This window comes from Kitasatospora sp. NBC_01300 (assembly GCF_041435235.1).
Taxonomy (GTDB): Bacteria; Actinomycetota; Actinomycetes; order Streptomycetales; family Streptomycetaceae; genus Kitasatospora.
The window spans coordinates 6,808,822-6,825,776 of sequence record NZ_CP108408.1 but is presented as its reverse complement, the minus strand read 5'-3'; the positions used below and the strand labels follow the sequence as shown (position 1 = coordinate 6,825,776).

At 74.9% G+C, this 16,955-nt stretch carries 9 protein-coding genes; all 9 read right to left on the bottom strand.

Annotated features, from left to right (window positions below):
• Positions 1-32: 32 nt before the first annotated feature.
• The 9 genes from OG556_RS29795 to OG556_RS29755 all read right to left on the bottom strand — a co-directional run bounded on the left by OG556_RS29795 (position 33) and on the right by OG556_RS29755 (position 16,912).
• Positions 33-1,028: a TauD/TfdA family dioxygenase gene (locus tag OG556_RS29795; RefSeq protein WP_371521542.1), complete on the bottom strand. Its 996-nt coding sequence runs from the start codon at positions 1,026-1,028 to the stop codon at positions 33-35.
• An 8-nt stretch (positions 1,029-1,036) separates the two neighbouring features.
• Positions 1,037-1,249, bottom strand: a complete 213-nt coding sequence (locus OG556_RS29790; protein WP_063350320.1) for an MbtH family protein — start codon at positions 1,247-1,249, stop codon at positions 1,037-1,039.
• A 169-nt stretch (positions 1,250-1,418) separates the two neighbouring features.
• A complete protein-coding gene (locus OG556_RS29785) occupies positions 1,419-2,603 on the bottom strand; it encodes a cytochrome P450 (RefSeq protein ID WP_371521540.1) in 1,185 nt (394 codons plus the stop codon).
• A 2-nt stretch (positions 2,604-2,605) separates the two neighbouring features.
• Positions 2,606-3,403, bottom strand: a complete 798-nt coding sequence (locus tag OG556_RS29780; protein WP_371521538.1) for a thioesterase II family protein — start codon at positions 3,401-3,403, stop codon at positions 2,606-2,608.
• Positions 3,400-5,172: a non-ribosomal peptide synthetase gene (locus OG556_RS29775; RefSeq protein WP_371521536.1), complete on the bottom strand. Its 1,773-nt coding sequence runs from the start codon at positions 5,170-5,172 to the stop codon at positions 3,400-3,402. Before OG556_RS29775 ends, OG556_RS29780 begins: the two co-directional genes overlap by 4 nt.
• Before the next feature lie 9 nt (positions 5,173-5,181).
• Positions 5,182-9,663 (bottom strand): amino acid adenylation domain-containing protein, encoded by a 4,482-nt coding sequence (locus OG556_RS29770; RefSeq protein WP_371521534.1) that lies wholly within the window; start codon positions 9,661-9,663, stop codon positions 5,182-5,184.
• Positions 9,664-9,695: 32 nt separating this feature from the next.
• Entirely contained in the window at positions 9,696-14,438 is a 4,743-nt protein-coding gene (locus OG556_RS29765; RefSeq protein ID WP_371521532.1) for an amino acid adenylation domain-containing protein, read from the bottom strand.
• A 213-nt stretch (positions 14,439-14,651) separates the two neighbouring features.
• The gene (locus OG556_RS29760; RefSeq protein ID WP_371521530.1) at positions 14,652-15,923 is read right to left on the bottom strand and encodes a glutamate synthase-related protein; all 1,272 of its coding nucleotides are present in this window, start codon (positions 15,921-15,923) and stop codon (positions 14,652-14,654) included.
• Complete coding sequence (locus OG556_RS29755) at positions 15,920-16,912, bottom strand: asparagine synthetase A (RefSeq protein ID WP_371521528.1); 993 nt, start codon at positions 16,910-16,912, stop codon at positions 15,920-15,922. The genes OG556_RS29760 and OG556_RS29755 overlap by 4 nt, the downstream gene beginning before the upstream one ends.
• Between the last annotated feature and the right edge of the window lie 43 nt (positions 16,913-16,955).

The following is a 16,955-nucleotide window of genomic DNA, read 5'->3' as shown; positions in this document are numbered from 1 at the left end:
CTCACGTCACGGCACGGGGTGGTCTGGGACAATCAGGCGACGGCCAGGGTGGGCCGGACGCTGGGCCGGCAGTCCAGGACGTCGAGGGGCTGCCCCATCGCGACGGCGATCCTGCGGTCGCCGCGGTACGGGTCCCGGCCGTGCGCGCACAGCACGTTGTCGACCAGCATCACGTCGCCGACCTGCCAGCGCTCGCGCACGGTCGCGGCGTGGTACGCCTCGTTGAGGGCGTCGACGTCGGCGCGCTCCAGCGGTTCGCCGTCCCCGAAGCCGGTGTTGAACGGGAAGCCGTCCGGGCCGAACTCGTCGGTCATCGCCTCGTGGATGTCCGGGTCGAGCGACCACTCGCTCCAGAAGGCGAGGTGGTTGAACCAGACCTCCTCGCCGGTCGCCGGGTGGTGGATGGTGCCGGGGCGCAGCTGGCCGGTGCGCAGGTTGCCGTCCGGCAGCCACTCCCAGGTGATGCCGTTCTCCCGGCAGTAGGCCTCGACCTCGGCCCGGTCCTCGGTGGCGAAGGCGGTGCGCCAGCCGAGCGAGACGTAGTCCGAGTAGTTGCGGGTGAGCGTCCAGCCGGACGTCCGCATCCGCTCGACCAGGTGCGCGGGCAGGTGGTCGAGCACCTGGCGGCAGTCGGCGGTCGGGGTGGCGCCGCCCTCCTCGGGGGCGGTCAGGCAGGCGAAGAGCAGCCGGCCCGGGAAGGTGAGGGTGTAGCTGTTCTCGTTGTGCATCCGGATCGGCTGGGGCGACGGCAGGTCGGTGGAGGAGAAGACGCCGTTGCCGTAGTCGCTGCGCGGGGTGGCCTTCTCCCGGTAGGGGGTGCGCTCGGGGATGAGGACGTCGCGCACGGCGGCGACGTCCTCGGTGCTCGCGACCGGCAGGCCGCGCAGGAAGATCGTGCCGTGCCGGTGCAGGGCTTCGGTGAGCTCGGTCTCGTTCTCGCGCAGCCACGCGCGGGCCTCGCCGATGTCGGCGGTGCGCGGGGCGTGGGCGAGGGCCGGACGGCCGGGGTTCAGTTCCCAGGTCAGCATGGTCGCGCTCACTGCCGGGCGAGGGAGGCGGTCAGGCTGGCGGGCCGGATGTCGGTCCAGTTGGCCTCGATGTGGTCGAGGCAGCCCTGGCGGGTGTCCTCGCCGTGGACGGTGGTCCAACCGGCCGGCACGTCGATCCAGACCGGCCACAGCGAGTGCTGGTTCTCGTCGTTGACCAGCACCAGGTAGCCGGCGTTGTCGTCCTCGAACGGGTTGCTCATGGTGTCCTCCTTGGGTTGCTTCGAAGGTAGGGGCGGGCCGGGGGGCGCAACGGCAGGAGTCGCGGCAGGAACGCGGCAGTTCGTCTCGGGCGCCCGTCGGCAGGGTGTGGCGGGCCGGTTCGGCGCGGGGTGGGGCAGGCCGGTCCGGCGCGGGGTGGGGCGGGCCGGTTCAGCGCGGGGTGAGGCGCACCGGGAAGTGGTCCAGGCCGAAGTTGATGATCGAGCGGTTGTGGACGACCGGCCCGGTCGGCTCGATCACGGCGACGCGCTCCAGCATCGCCGTGAACAGGGCGCCGAGTTCGGCCTTGGCCAGCGGCGCGCCGATGCAGTAGTGGGCGCCGAGGCCGAGGGCGAGGTGCTTGTTGGGGGCGCGGTCGAGCAGGATCTCCTCGGGCCGCTCGAAGGCCTCCGGGTCCCGGTTGGCGGACCACACCCAGACCGCGACCCGGTCGCCGCGCCGGATGGTGCGGCCGTCGAGCTCGGTGTCCCGGCTCGCGGTGCGCAGGGTGTGCAGCCCGACGGACGTCCAGCGCAGGAGTTCGTCCAGCGCCGAGTCCATGCCGACCTCGCCCCGCTGCAACTGCCGCCACAGCTCCGGGTGCTGGACGAGGGTGTGCAGGCCCATGGCCGCGGTGTGGCGGACGGTCTGGACGCCGCCGACCACGATGTTGTCCAGGTTGAGGACGACGTCCTCGATCGGCAGCAGCTTGCCGCCGACCCGGTAGGTGGCCATCTTGCTGATCAGGTCGTCGCGCGGGTCGGTGCGGCGCAGCATCACCTGGTGCAGCAGGTAGGGGATGAGCTGCTGGTGGCCGGCCCGGCGCTCCTCGGGGGTGCGGCCGAGGAAGGCGACGTCGCAGACCCGTTCGACCATCTCGCGGTCCTTCTCGGGGACGTCCAGGAGGTCGCACATGACGGACAGCGGCAGGGCGGAGACGGCGTCGACGAGGTCGACCTCGCCCAGCTCGACGGCCCGGTCGACGATCGAGGCGGCGAGTTCGGTGATGCCGCGGGACGCTCCGCGCACCGGGCCGGGGGCGAAGAACGGGTTGGCGGGCGCGCGGAGTTCGCGGTGCCGGGGCGGGTCGGTGAGGGCCATCATCCGGCCGGAGCCGACCGGGACGTTGCCCTCGCCGGCGCCGAGCAGCGAGCCCTGCTCGGAGCTGTAGAGCGTGGCGTTGCGCAGCACCTCCGCGGAGTGCCGGTAGGAGAGCACCGACCAGATCGGCCCGTCGTCGACGGTGTCGGTGCGGTGGACGGAGGCCTCCCGGCGCAGTTCCGCGACCAGGGCGGGGGTGTCGGGGCGGGCCCACAGGCCCGGGTCGGTGAGGTCGACCGCGGTGGTGGTCAGCATGGCTACTCCGTCGTGGACTGGTCGGCGGCGGCGCCGGTCCGGTGGCCCGGGCCCGGTCGCTCGATGAGGGAGGTCAGCAGGTCGACCGGGCCGGGCCCGTCGACGGTGGCGAGCAGGTGGCCGCCGGGGACGATGTGGTGGCCGCTGGCGCCCCGGGTGTGGACGGCCCAGCCCTGGAGTCCGGCGGAGCCGAGCATCGGGTCGTCGGCGCCGGCGACGGTGTGCAGGTCGGAGCCGATCGGCGGGTGCGGGCGGGGGCGGTAGGTGGCGACCACGGCCAGGTCGGTCCGGATGCCCTGGAGCGCGTGCTCCTTCAACTCCTGGTCGCCCTCGATGAGTTCGCCCATACCGGCGAGGCGCAGCAGGTCGTCCGCGGTGTGCTGCGGGCGGTCCCGGCCGGCCCAGGTGGCGGGCGGCGAGGCGGAGGCGGCGACCACCAGTTCGGGCCGCCGCTCGGCGGGCAGCGCCCGGGCGACCTCGTAGCCGAGCAGGGCGCCGAAGCTCTGCCCGTAGAAGCCGAACCGGCCCGTCAGGTGCGGGGTGAGGGCGTCCACGACGGCGTCGACCAGCAGGTCGAAGCTCGCGGGCATCGGGTGGCCGAGACGGCCGCCGCGGGCGGGCGGGCGCACGGCCCAGACCTCGGCGGTCGGGGCGAGGGCCCGGGCGAGCGGGGTGTAGGCGGTGGCGTCGCCCCCGGCGTGCGGGAAGCAGAACAGCCGGAACGGGCGGTGCGGTTGGGGCGCGGGGACGAGCAGCCAGTCCCCCTCGACGCGGGGGCGCACCCGCGTGGCGGTGGTCATGCGCCGCTGACCCGGGCGCGGGCGGTCAGGGCGGGCCGGGGGGCGGCGGTGCCGGCCTCGACGGCCTTCCCGACGGTGGCGGTGAAGGCGGCCAGGTCGGCCGAGTCCAGCAGGTGGCGCAGCTGGAGCTCGATGCCGAGCCGGCGGCGCAGCAGGTGGACGACGCGCAGCGCGGCGAGCGAGTGGCCGCCGAGCGAGAAGAAGTCGTCGGTGGGCGTGACGCCGGTCAGGCCGAGCACGGTGCGCCAGACCTCGGCGACCTGCTCCGCCAGGCCTCCGGCGCCCTCGGCGGGCACCTCCCCGGCCGCGGGGGCGGGCTGCGCCGCGGGGACGGGCAGGGCCGCGTGGTCGACCTTGCCGTTCGGGGTGAGCGGCATGGCGTCCAGCACGGTGATCGCCGAGGGCACCAGGTGCGCGGGCAGGGCGGCCCGCAGGCGCTCGGTCAGTTCGGCGGCGGTGGCGGTGCCGGTGACGTAGCCGACGAGCCGGCGGTCGCCGGGGGCGGGCTCGTGGACGGTGACGGCGGCGGCCTGGACGCCCTCCAGCCGGGCCAGCGCGTGCTCGACCTCGCCGAGCTCGATCCGGTAGCCGCGCAGCTTGACCTGGCGGTCCACCCGGCCGACGTACTCCAGGCGGCCGCCCGCGCCGCGCCGGGCCTGGTCGCCGGTGCGGTACATCCTCTCGCCGGGGGCGGTCGGGTCGGCGACGAAGCGTCCGGCGGTCAGCCCGGGGCGGCCCGGGTAGCCGTGGGCGAGCCCGGGCCCGGCGAGGTAGAGCTCGCCGACGAGGCCGTCGGCGACCGGGGCGAGCTTCTCGTCCAGCAGGTGGAGGCGCACGCCGGGCAGCGGCTCGCCCAGGTGCGGGCCGGGGCCGCTGATCGGCGCGGTGACGGCGTCGACGGTGCACTCGGTGGGCCCGTACAGGTTGATCGCGTCGATGCCGCCGTCGGCTAGCTCCCGCCAGGTGTGCTCGGGGACGGGCTCGCCGCCCATGAACAGCCGCGGCACCCGGGCGCCGGTGAGCGGCTCGCGCAGCAGCTCCCAGTGCGAGGGGGTCAGGTCGAGGTCGGTGACGGCGTGCTCGGCCAGCAGGGCGGCCACCCGGGCCGGGTCGGCGCGGTCTTCGTCGCCGATGACCAGGACGGTGTCGCCGCGGCAGATCCGGGCCCACTGCTGGACGGAGGCGTCGAAGGAGACGCTGGCGTTCCAGCCGACCACGCCGGGCTCGGCGCGGTAGGCGCCGGTGGCCTCCAGTGCCTCCACCAGGGCGGCGACGGCCCCGCGCGGCACCTCGACGCCCTTGGGGCGCCCGGTGGAGCCGGAGGTGTAGATGACGTAGGCGGGGTCGAGCGGGTCGGCCGCCTCCGGCAGGTCGGGCCCGTCGGCGACGGCGTCCGGCCCGGCGGCGTCCGGGCGCAGGACCGGCACGCCCTGGGCCGCCGGGAGGCCGTCCGTACTGATCAGGGCCGCGAGCCGCGCGTCGGCGGCCATGAAGGCCAGCCGCTCGGCGGGGTAGGCCGGGTCGAGCGGGACGTAGGCGGCGCCGGCCCGCCAGACGGCGAGCAGGGCGACCGGCAGGTCGGCGGTGCGGGCGAGGTGGACGCCGACCCGGTCGCCGCGGCCGACGCCGTGGGCGCGCAGGGCGCGGGCCAGCGCGGCGGTGCGCAGGTCGAGTTCGGCGAAGTCCAGGCGGGCCGTTCCGGCGAGGACGGCGGTGCGCTCGGGGTGGGCGGCGACGGCATCGCGCAGGCGGTGCAGGAGGTCGGTCATGACGGTTCCTCAGGACTCTCGGACGGAGGCGGCCATGGCGTGCAGGGCTGCCGTGTAGGTGTCGATGAACTGCTCGGCGGTGGTGTCGGTGACCAGGGAGCGCTGGTGGTCCACGGCGAGCAGCACGCGCTGCGAGACCGGGTCCTGGATCAGCGAGGCGCCGAACGCGAAGCTGTTGGGTTCGTGGCGCAGGGTCGGCTCGCAGCCGATCCGGCCGTCCACGATGCGGGCGGAGCTGAGCCGGCCCAGGGCGTGGAAGCGCAGGTAGCCGAACTGGCTGTCCAGCGCGGTGTCGGTCATCAGCCGGGCGAGGCGGGCGAAGGGCACCCGGCGGTGCGGCATCATGTCCAGTTCCTCCCGGTGCACCTCGCGCACCAGGGCGAGCAGGTCGTCGGTGGGCTCGCAGCTGAGCGGGACGGTGTTGAGGAACAGCCCGTACACCTCGGTGCCGCCGAGCCGTTCCAGCCGGCCGTTCACGGCGAGGCCGGTGGTGACGCGCCGTCGTCCGGTGATGGCGGCGAGGGCGTGCAGGTGGGCCGCGAGCGCGACCGACTTGAGGGGCACGGCCAGGGCGTCGGCGACCTGCCGCAGTTGCTCGGGCGCCTCGGGCAGCACCCGCTCGACGGTGCGCGGCGCCTCGTGCACGTCCTCGCTGCCGGGGAAGGACTGGCCGCTGACGCCGGACAGCCGGTCGCGCCAGTACGCGAGCGAGCGCTCGTCCCCGGCGGCCTGCCGTTCGACGGCCACGAAGTCGCGGAAGGCGGTGCGCGGCGGCGGGGTGGGGGCGCCGAGCGGGTCGGCGGCCAGGGCGGTGTGGCGTTCCAGGATCTCGGTGAACAGCGAGGTGAAGCTCCAGCCGTCGAGGATGGCGTGGTGCTCGGAGATGGTGAGCTGGAAGGCGTCCTCGGCCAGGCGCTGCACGGTGATCCGGAACAGCGGCGGGGCGGCCAGGTCGAAGGGCGTCCACCGGTGGGTGTCGAACACCTCGCGGACCGCCGTGTCCTGGTCGGGCTCGCCGCGCAGGTCGGTGAACTCGACGGGCGCGGGCAACCGCCCGTACACGAGCTGGAGCGGTTCGCCGTAGCCGGACAGGTCGAGGCCGGTGCGCAGCACCGCGTGGCGCTCCATGGCCTCGGCGACGGAGCGGCGGAAGGCCTGTTCGTCGAGGTCGCCCGAGATCCGGTAGGAGTTGACGTTGTGGTAGCTGTCGGTGCCGCCGGCGATCTCCATGTGGAAGACCATGGAGAGCTGCATGGAGACCATCGGGTAGGCGTCGGCCAGGCCGGGCGGCAGGTCGTCGCGGTCCTCCGGGCTGATCAGGGAGAAGGGCTCGTGGTCGGCCGGGCCTTCGGCGACGGGCTCGGCCAGCGGCAGCAGGGCGGCGACCGTGGGGGCGTTGAAGACGTCCCGCAGGCTCACCCCCCAGCCGCGCTCGTGCAGCGCGCCGGCGAGCTGGACGGCCCGGATGGAGTCGCCGCCGAGGTGGAAGAAGTCGTCGTGGACGCCGATGCCGTCCACCCCGAGGACCTCCGTCCAGACGGCGGCGAAGGCCTCCTCCTCCGGGGTGCGCGGCTCGACGTGGCGGCCTCCGGTGGCCGTGCTGCGCTGGCCGGGGGCGGGCAGCGCGGCGCGGTCCACCTTGCCGTTGACGGTGAGCGGCAGCGACTCCAGGACGGTGAAGCTGGCCGGGACCATGTACGGGGGCAGCGAGCGGCCGAGGAAGGCGCGGACGTCGGCGGGCTCGCGCCCGGTGACGTACGCGGCGAGCCGGTCGTCGTGCACGGTGACGACGCAGGCGTCGACGTCCGGGTGGGCGGCGAGCGCGTTCTCGATCTCGCCGAGCTCGATCCGGAAGCCGCGCAGCTTGACCTGGAAGTCGGCGCGTCCGATGTACTCCAGGCCGCCGCCGGGCAGGCGCCGGGCGACGTCGCCGGTGCGGTAGAGCCGCGCGCCGGGCGGGCCGTAGGGGTCGGCGACGAAGCGGCCCGCGGTGAGGCCGGGGCGGCCCCAGTAGCCGTGGGCGAGGCTGCCGCCGCCGATGTACAGCTCGCCGGCCGCGCCGGGCGGCACCGGCCGCAGCCAGTCGTCCAGGACCTGGGCGGTGAGGTGCGGCATGGGCGCGCCGATCAGGCTGCGCTCGAAGCCGGCGCTGCCGGCCAGGTCGTGGGTGGTGACGTGGACGGTGGTCTCGGTGATGCCGTACAGGTTGCAGAGCCGGGCCGGGGGCGGCGGGTCGAGTTCGAACCAGCGCTGGACGACGCCCGGGTCCAGCGCCTCCCCGCCGAGCATGATCCACTTCAGCGCGGACAGGTCGCGCGGGCCGCGCCGCAGCACGGGCTCCAGCTGGCGCAGCGCCGAGGGGGTCAGGCAGAGGAAGGAGACCCGCTCCTGCTCCAACAGTTCGGCGAACTCCTCCGGCGAGCGGCTGGTGACGTAGGGGACGACGACCAGGCGGGCGCCGTGCAGCAGGGCGCCCCACATCTCCCAGACCGTCCAGTCGAAGGCGTAGCTGTGGAAGAGCGTCCAGGTCTCCTCCGGGCCGAAGCCGAAGTGCTCCGCGCCGTCCGCCATGAGCCGGCTGACGTGCTCGTGGGCGACGGCGACGCCCTTGGGGCGGCCGGTGGAGCCGGAGGTGAAGATGATGTAGGCGACGTCGCCGGGGCGCCCGGCGGCCGGCGGGCGGTGGTCCGGCCGGGCGGCCAGGTCGGCGGCCTCGGCGGTCAGGTCGTAGGCCTGCCAGGGGCCTTCGGGGGCCCGGTCCGGGCGGTCGGTGACGACGTGGGTGACGTCGGCGTCGGCGAAGACCAGCGCGGCGCGGTCGGCGGGGGCGGCGAGGTCGACGGGCACGTACGCGGCGCCGGTCTTGAGCACGCCGAGGACGGTGACCAGGACGTCGGCCGTGCGGTCCAGCAGCATGCCGACGCGGTCGCCGGGGCCGGCGCCGCGGGCGCGCAGGGCGTGGGCCAGGCGGTTGGCCCGGCGGTCGAGTTCGGCGTAGCTCAGGGTGTGGCCGGAGTCGCTGACGGCGGGCCGGTCGGGGTGGGCGTCGGCGGCCTGCTCGAACAGCCGGTGCAGGCAGTGGCCGGGGGTGTCGGTGGCCCGGACGGCCTCGGCCCCGGCGGTGCGGCCGGTCAGCCGCAGCACGGTGGCGTCGGGGTCGTCCAGGGCCGCGCCGAGCAGGGCGTCGAAGTCGGCGGCCAGCCGGCGCACCGTCCCGGCGTCGAACAGCTCGCTGCGGTACTCGGCCTCGCCGCGCAGTTCGCCGCCGGGGTCGCCGGTCCCGCCGCCCGTCCCGCCGCCGGTGCCGCTGCTGTCGAAGACGGACCAGGTGAGGTCGAACTTGCTGGTGCCGTTGGAGCGCACCCGGCTCTCGGCGGTGGCCCGGCCGAGCGCGAGCGGGGTGCGGTCCTCGCCGTGGGCCCCGAACACCACCTGGACCAGCGGCGGGTGCTGCGCGGTGCGGGCGGTGCCGAGCTGGTCGACCAGCTGGTCGAAGGGCACGTCGAGGTAGCCGTAGGCCTCGAAGGCGACGTCCTGGACGTGCTCCAGCAGGGCGCGGAAGCTCAGCCCGGGCGCGAGCCGCAGGCGCAGCGGCAGCAGGTTGACGAAGTAGCCGAGCAGGTGCTCCAGTTCGGGCCGGTTGCGGGTGGTGACGGGGGTGCCGATCACCAGGTCGTCGGCGCCGGTCCAGCGGTTCAGCAGCAGGGCGAAGGCGGCCAGTTGGACGGTGAAGGGGGTGACGCCCTCCGCCTCGGCCAGGGCGCGTACCCTCGCCGCCGTGCCGGGGGCGAGCCCGAACTCCTCGGTCCGGCCCGCCGCGCCGCGCTCGGCGGGCCGGGGCCGGTCGGTGGGCAGCTCCAACAGGGCGGGGGCGCCGTGCAGCTGCTCCTTCCAGTAGGTCAGGTGCTCCTCGAAGGAGGTGTCGAGCTCCTCCACCGCGTAGTCGGCGTACTGCACGGTCAGTTCCGGCAGGTCGGCGGCCCGGCCCTGCACCGCGGCGCCGTACAGGTCGGCGAGTTCGCGCTCGAAGACCTCGGCGGACCAGCCGTCCCAGACGATGTGGTGGACGGTGAACAGCAGCGTGGTGCGCTCGTCCGCCAGTTGGAAGGCCTCGGCGCGCAGCAGCGGGCCGGCGGCCAGGTCGAAGGGTTCGGCGCAGCGGGCGGTGAGCAGTTCCTCCAGGCGTCCGGCCTGCTCGGGGCCGCCCTGCGGGCGCAGGTCGGTCACCGCGAGCGGCACGGCGAGGGTGTGGTGGACCTGCTGGCGCGGGCCGTCGGGGTGCAGCGCGAAGGTGGTGCGCAGCACCTCGTGCCGGGCCACCAGGGCGTCCAGCGCGCCCTGGAGCAGCGGGAGGTCGAGCGGGCCGGTGACGTCGACGGTCCAGGGCGTGCAGTAGGTGACCTGCCGCGGATCGAGGCGGTCGAGGAACCAGAGGCCGCGTTGCAGCCCCGAGGCGGGCGCGGTGCGTGCCGGGTGGTCGGACGGGCTCACGGCCTCGTTCCCTTCGTGTGCGGTGCGGCCCGTCATCGGGCGGCCAGCCGTTCGGCGATGGCGCTCACGGTCCTGGCCCGGAACACCAGTTGCGGGGGGACGCGGGTGCCGGTCTCCCGGGACAGCCGCATCGCGACCCGGACGGCGGCCAGCGAGTTGCCGCCGATCCGGAAGAAGTTGTCCTCCCGGCCGACCTCGGTGAGGTCGAGGACCTCGCACATGGCCTCGGCGACCAGCCGTTCGGCCTCGGTCAGCGGGTCGCGGGGGGCGGCCCGGCGCCCGGCAGGGGCGGGCAGTGCCTTCCGGTCGACCTTGCCGTTGTGGTTGAGCGGCAGGGCGTCCAGGACGTCCAGGGTGGCGGGCACCATGTGCTCGGGCAGCAGGCCGGCCAGGTGGTCGAGCAGCACCTCCGGGTCCGGCGCGTCGGCCCCGACGGTGACGTAGGCGGCCAGGCGGTGGTCGCCCGGGGCGGGTTCGTGGACGGTGACGGCGGCCTCCTGGACGGCGGGGTGCCGGGTGAGCGCGTCCTCGATCTCGCCGGGCTCGACCCGGAAGCCGCGGATCTTGACCTGGTCGTCGATCCGGCCGGTGACCTCCAGCAGGCCCCCGGCGTTGACGTAGCCGAGGTCTCCGGTGCGGTAGAGGCGCTCGCCGGGGGCGCCGAACGGGGAGGCGACGAAGCGCTCGGCGGTGAGGCCGGGCCGGCCGAGGTAGCCGTAGGCGAGACCGCCGCCGGAGGCGTACAGCTCGCCGATCACGCCGGGCTCGACGGGGCGCAGCAGCTCGTCCAGGACGAGGATGCCCTTGCCGTTCAGCGCGACGCCGATCGGGACGGAGCTGCCGGTGACGTCCTCCGGGCCGACCTGGTGGCAGGTGGTCAGGCCGAGGCTCTCGACCGGGCCGTAGCCGTTGGCGACCACCAGGCCCGGGTGGTTCTCCAGGGCCTTGGCCACGTGGGTGACGGAGGCCCGCTCGCCGGCCGTGATGGCCAGTTTGAGGCCGTCGTAGGTCTCCGGGAGCTCCTCCAGCAGGAAGTTGAACAGGCTGGCGGAGAGCTGGAGTTCGGTGACGCCGTGGCGGCGGGTCAGCTCGGCGATGGTCTGCGGGTCCGGGCGCTGGCCGGGCTGCAGGACGCAGGTGCCGCCGAAGCAGAGCGCGCCGTAGAGCTCCAGCGCGAAGGCGTCCCAGGAGACCGGCGAGCACTGCAGCCAGACCTCGTCCGGGCCGAAGCGGGCGTAGTCCTGGCCGAGGTAGGTGGTGGTGAGCGCGCGGTGCGGGACGGCCGCGCCCTTGGGGCGGCCGGTGGAGCCGGAGGTGAACATCACGCAGGCGAGGTCGCCGCCGTCGACCGGCAGGCCGAGGTCGTGCGCCGCGTACCGGGCCAGCTCGTCGGCCGCGGCGTCCAGGTCCACCTGGCGCTCGACGGCGAACGGCACGGTGGCGTGGCGGTGGGTGACCACCGTGGCGGCACCGGTGTCGGCGACCGCGCCGGCCAGCCGCTCGGCCGGGAAGTCCGGGTCGAGCAGGGTGTAGGCGGCGCCGGTCTTGAGGGCGGCCAGCAGCGCGGTGACCATCTCCGGCCCGCGCTCGGCGAGTACGGCGACGGTGTCACCGCGGCCGATGCCGAGTCCCACCAGGTGGCGGGCCAGCCGGTTCGCGGCGGCGTTCAACTCGCCGTACGGGACGGTCCGTTCACCGGAGATCAGGGCGGTGGCCTGCGGGGCCCGGGCGGCCTGCGCCTCGAACAGGGCGTGCCCCGGCACCTCCAGGGCGGCGGCCAGGGTGCCCAGCCACTGCTCGCACAGGCCGGCCATGGTGGCGGCCTCGAAGAGGTCGCTGTCGTACTCGAAGCGGCCGGTGAAGCCGGTGCCGCGGTCGTCCACCGAGACGGACAGGTCGAAGCGGGAGACGGGGTTGGAGTGCAGTTCGCGGGTGACCTCGCAGCCGCCGACGGTCAGCGGGCGGGTGTCCAGCGGGTGCAGTTCCAGCAGCACCTGGCACAGCGGGTTGCGGTCCTCGGGGCGTTCCTCCACCACCGCGTTCGCGATGTCGTCGAAGGGCACCTCCTGGTGCCGGTAGCCGGCGATCGACACCTCGCGCACGTGCCGGACCAGCTCGCGGAAGGAGACGCCCTCCTCGACCTTCAGGCGCAGCGGCAGCAGGTTGACGAAGTAGCCGATCAGGCCGTCGAGTTCGGCCCGGCCACGGACGTTCACCGGCGAGCCGAGCACCAGGTCGCGCTGCCCGGAGCGGCGGTGCAGGGTGAGCGCCAGCCCGGCGAGCAGCACCATGAACGGGGTCGCGTCCTCGCTGCGGGCCAGCGCCCGGACGGCCCCGGCCACCGGATCCGGCATCGCGAAGCGGTGGAACGCGCCGCGGAAGGCCTGCTCCTCGGGGCGGGGGTGGTCCGGCGCCAGCGCGTCGGCGTCCGGCGCGTCGGCCAACTGCTCGCGCCAGTAGTCGAGTTGCCGCTCGGCGGTGTCGTCCTGGTACTGCCAGGCCGCGTAGTCGCCGTACTGGACGGCGAGTTCCGGCAGCTCGGCCGGGCGCCCCTCGGCCGCCGCGGCGTACAGCTCCTGGAGTTCGGCCTCCAGCACCGGCAGCGAGCCCTCGTCCCAGACGATGTGGTGGAGGAGCAGCAGCAGCGTGGTCGCCCCGGCGGTCCGGAAGACCCGCGCCCGCACCAGCGGCCCGGCCGCCAGGTCGAAGGGCTCCAGCGCGGCCTCGGCCACCAGGTCGTCCACCTGGTCGGCGGTGGTCTCGGTGAGCGTGAACGGCAGCTCCACGGCCGGGTGGACGACCTGGCGCGGACCGTCCTCGGCGAGTTCGAAGGTCGTCCGCAGGCTCTCGTGCCGCGCCACCACCCCGGCCAGCGCCTGCCGCAGCAGCTCGGGGTCGACCGGCCCGGCGAACCGGAACACCCAGGGCACCACGTAGGTCGGCGCGTCCGGGTTCCACTGGTCGAGGAACCAGAGGCCGCGCTGGAACTTGGACAGCGGGGCCTCGGCGGCGCCCGAGCGGACCAGCGCCGGGCGCTCACCGCCGGAGGCGGCGGTCACCGCGGCGGCGAACTCCGCCAGCGTCGGCGCGTCGAAGATGGTGTACGGGGACACCATCCCGAAGACGTCGAAGACCCGGCCCACCACCCGCACGGCCGTCAGCGAATCGCCGCCCAGGTGGAAGAAGTTGTCGTCCGCCCCGACCTCGGGCACCCCGAGCACGTCCGCCCAGACCGCCGCGATCAGCTGCTCGGCGGGCGTGCGCGGCGGGCGGCCGGCGGGCCGGCCCTCGGGCGCGGCCTGCGGCTCGGGCAGGGCCTGGCGGTCCACCTTGCCGCCGCCGGTCAGCGGGAAGGCGTCCAGCGCCGTGAGCGTCGCCGGGATCATGTGCTCGGGCAGCCGCTCGGCCAGCCAGTCCCGCGCCTCGGCGTACCGCGGCGCGGCGCCGGTCAGGTACCCGGCCAGCCGGCCCTCGCGCGCCACCACCACGCAGCCGGTGACGCCCGGGTACCCGGCCAGCACCTGCTCGATCTCGCCCGGCTCGACCCGGAAGCCGCGGACCTTCACCTGGTGGTCGCTGCGGCCGACGAACTCCAGCGGCCCGTCCTCGGTGCTGCGGCGCACCACGTCGCCGGTGCGGTACATCCGCGCGCCGGGAGCGCCGCTCGGCGCTGCGGCGGGGTCTGCGAGCGGCTCCGCGGGCGGGGCCGCGGGCGGGCTCACGAACGGGCTCACGAACGGGTCCGCGACGAAGCGGTCGGCGGTCAGGCCCGGGCGGCCGAGGTAGCCGGAGGCCAGCAGCGGCCCGCCGACGTACAGTTCGCCGGCCGTGCCGGGCGGCACCGGACGCAGCCGCTCGTCGAGCACGTAGAGCCGCCGCCCGCCGAGCGCGGTCCCGATCGGCACGCCGGCCTCGGGCTGCTCGCCCGCGAGCCGGTGGGTGGTGGCGGTGACCACCGTCTCGGTCGGTCCGTACGCGTTCAGCAGCGGCACCCCGGTGGCGGCCCACCAGGCGGCGGCGGTGGCGGGCTCCAGCTTGTCGCTGCCCGAGATCATCAGCCGCAGGGTGCGCGGCACCCGGCCGCCCAGGGCCGCCACCACGTCCTGGAAGTAGCCGGCGGCCAGGTTGGCGACGGTGACGCCCTCGGCGTCCAGCAGGTCCAGCAGTTCGGCCGGGGAGAGGAGCCGGTGCTCCGGGAGGACCAGGCAGGCCCCGGCGGACAGCGCGCCGAGGACCTGCTCCACGGCCACGTCCACCGTCGGACGGGCGAACTGCAGCACCACGTCCTGCTCGGTCAGGCCGAAGGTCCGGACGGCGGCGGCCAGGTGGCCGGTCAGCGCGGCGAGCGGGACGTGCACGCCCTTCGGGCGGCCGGTGGTGCCGGAGGTGTAGATGACGTAGCCGGCACCGGCAACGGCACCCGCGCCGTCGCCGAGCCCGCCGAGCTCGGTGAGCTCCTCGCCGCCGAGGGCCAGGGAGGCCCCGGCGTCCTCGGTGATCCAGCGGTTGCGCTCCTCCGGGGCCTCCCGGTCCAGCGGCAGGTAGGTGGCGCCGGCCCGCAGGACCGCCAGCAGCGCGACCACGTGGTCCAGCCGGTCGCGGCCGGTGACGGCGACCGTCACCCCGGGGGCGAGCCGGGCGGCGAGCGCGGCGGTCAGGCCGTCCAGCTCCCGGTAGCTGACGGTCCGGCCGCCGGTGCGGACGGCCGGCCGCTCCGGAAAGCGGCGGACGGCGGAGGCGAACGGCTCGAAAGCGGGCGGCTCGAAAGCGGACACCTTGATCTCAGGCGCCGTGATTTCGGGCGCAGCATTCTCAGTAGGGAAACCGCGAGAGGACATCATCCAGCCCCAGAAGTGAGATGAATCGGCGACGAGTTCGACGATAGGGGGAATTCGGCGGCCCTATCGGCAGGAAATGAGGAAGGAAATCGGCAGTTTCCGGTGCCGCTTTCCGGACCTGCCGCAGGAATGGTCCCGGGCAGGCCGGGGCTACCGGCCGGCGGTGATTCCGTATTCCTCGGGGGACCAGACGTCCTCCCGGTCCAGGGCCTGCGGCGCGTACTTTCCGAGCGCACTGATCAGCAGTCGGAGTTCCAGCGCCAGACAGTCCACGAAACGGCGGAGCCCGGATTCCCGGTCCTCCGCCACGGCGAGCAGCGCCGCCCGCCCGAGGCCCACCGCGCGGGCCCCCAGGGCCAGGCTCTTGACCGCTCTGGCGCCTTCCCAGATCCGCCCGGAGACCAGCAGCGAGGGCGGCGGCGCGACCGCCAGCCGGCGCAGGCACTCCGCGAGCGGCAGTCCGACGTGCGGCAGGAACACCCCGGGCGCCCAGCCGGTTCCGCCTTCGGCGCCGTCCACCACGACGGCGTCCGCCCCGGCCTCGTGCGCCACCCGGGCGGCCTCGGCCACGTCCCGGCCGGGGTAGAGCTTCACCCAGATCCGCACCCGCGGGTAGTTGTTGCGCATCAGCCGGATCTGCTGGCGCAGGATCTCCGCGGTGAAGGTGCCCGGGGTGGCGGCGCGCAGCACCCGCCCGTCGCCGAACAACGGGTCCAGCCCGAAGCGGTCGCCCAGCGCGGCGGCGGCCTCGGCCTCCAGCACGGTCATGCCGCCCAGGCCCGGTTTGGCGCCCTGGCCGACCTTCAACTCGAAGGCCAGCCGTCCGGATTCCAGCAGGGGCAGGGCGGCCGGGTCACTGTGGACGAGGTTCCACACCTCGGCGTCGGCGTCCTCGGTGCTCTGCTGGACGGCCACGCCGCCGAGGCCGTCCGGGAGTTCCTCGGTGTAGGCGCGCAGCCGGCCGAGCAGCGTGCGGTCGGCCGCCTCGCCGAGCCGGCCGTAGCCGTTGACCGGCACCACGTTCTCGCCGATCACCATCGGGATGCCGAGCGCCCCGGCCTGCCGGCTCAGCGCCAGCCCGAGGTCACCGCCGGCGGCCCGGGTGGAGCCGGTGGCGGAGACGTACACCGGCAGCGCGGAGGCGAACCCGCCGATGGCGGTGGCCAGTTCGACGTCCCGGTAGTCGGGCTCGCGGCCGAGGTCGATCAGCTTGGCCAGCCGCTGCGGCAGGAACAACGGCGGGACGATCCGCAGCGCGTCCAGGGCGTCCGACGGCGCCGCCCGGTCCGCCGCCCCCGGCCGGTCGGCGCCGAACAGCACGTGTCCGTACTCCTCGGCGGGCGGGAAGGCGGCGGCCGCCCCGGCGCGGGCCCGGTTCCGGACCTCCTCCTCCGGGAATCCCGGCGCGCTGAGGTCGCTCACGGGGACACCACCCCGGCGATCTTCGGGAAGGCGCTGGCCTGCCAGACGGCGTCCAGCCCGGCGACGTACCGGGTGAGCCGCTCGACCCCGATGCCGAAGCCCGCGCTGGCCGGCACGCCCTCGCGCACCAGGTCCAGGTACCAGCGGTACTTCTGCGGGTTCTCGCCGGTCTCCCGCATCCGGGTGACGATCTCCGCGTAGTCGTTGGTGCGCTGGCTTCCGCTGCACAGTTCGCCGTAGCCCTCGGGCGCCAGCAGGTCGAAGTTGCGCAGCAGGCCCGGGTCGTCGGGGTGCTCGCGGTCGTAGAAGCCGCGCGAGCCCTTCGGGTAGTCGGTGACGAAGAACGGCCGGTCCCGGCGGGCCGACAGCAACGCCTCGCCCTCCCAGTCGAGTTCGGCCTCGGGGCTCTGCGGGTGCCCGATGCCCTGGAGTTCGGCGACCGCCTCGGCGTGCCGGATGCGGCCGAAGGAGCCCTGCAGCAGTTCGGCGAAGGCCTGCGGGTCCCGGCCGAGTTCGGCGAACTCCTTGGGCAGCGCGCGGACGGTGCTGTCGACCATGTGCACCACCAGGTCCTCGGCCAGCTGGACGACGTCGTCCCGGCTCGCGCCGGCGACCTCCACGTCCAGCTGGTGGAACTCGGCGAGGTGGCGGCTCGTCCCGGCGGTCTCCAGCGGTTCCAGGCGGACGTTCGGGGCGATGCAGAAGATCTTGTCGAAGGCGAGCAGCGAGGCCTGCTTGTACAGGATCGCGCTGGTCATCAGCTTGTAGCGGTGGCCGTAGAAGTCGATGTCCACCTGCTTGGAGCCGCGCGCACCCGGATCGGTGACCGGGCCGATGATCGGCGGCAGCAGTTCGGTGAAGCCCCGGCCGCGCAGGAACTCGCGGGCCGCGGTGAGCAGGTGCTGCTGGATCCGGAGCGCGCTGCGGGTGGCCGGCGCGGTCAGGTGCCGGCCCGGGTCGGTCGGCGGCAGGAGCGTGGGGTCGGACATGGTCGGGTCCTCTTCTCTCGTTCTCTCGTGGAGCGTGGAGCGT

What these genes read in the sequence shown, in the direction of transcription:
- OG556_RS29795 (WP_371521542.1), bottom strand. Translation starts at nt 1,028, where the DNA reads ATGCTGACCTGGGAACTGAACCCCGGCCGTCCGGCCCTCGCCCACGCC.
- OG556_RS29790 (WP_063350320.1), bottom strand. Translation starts at nt 1,249, where the DNA reads ATGAGCAACCCGTTCGAGGACGACAACGCCGGCTACCTGGTGCTGGTC.
- OG556_RS29785 (WP_371521540.1), bottom strand. Translation starts at nt 2,603, where the DNA reads ATGCTGACCACCACCGCGGTCGACCTCACCGACCCGGGCCTGTGGGCC.
- OG556_RS29780 (WP_371521538.1), bottom strand. Translation starts at nt 3,403, where the DNA reads ATGACCACCGCCACGCGGGTGCGCCCCCGCGTCGAGGGGGACTGGCTG.
- OG556_RS29775 (WP_371521536.1), bottom strand. Translation starts at nt 5,172, where the DNA reads ATGACCGACCTCCTGCACCGCCTGCGCGATGCCGTCGCCGCCCACCCC.
- OG556_RS29755 (WP_371521528.1), bottom strand. Translation starts at nt 16,912, where the DNA reads ATGTCCGACCCCACGCTCCTGCCGCCGACCGACCCGGGCCGGCACCTG.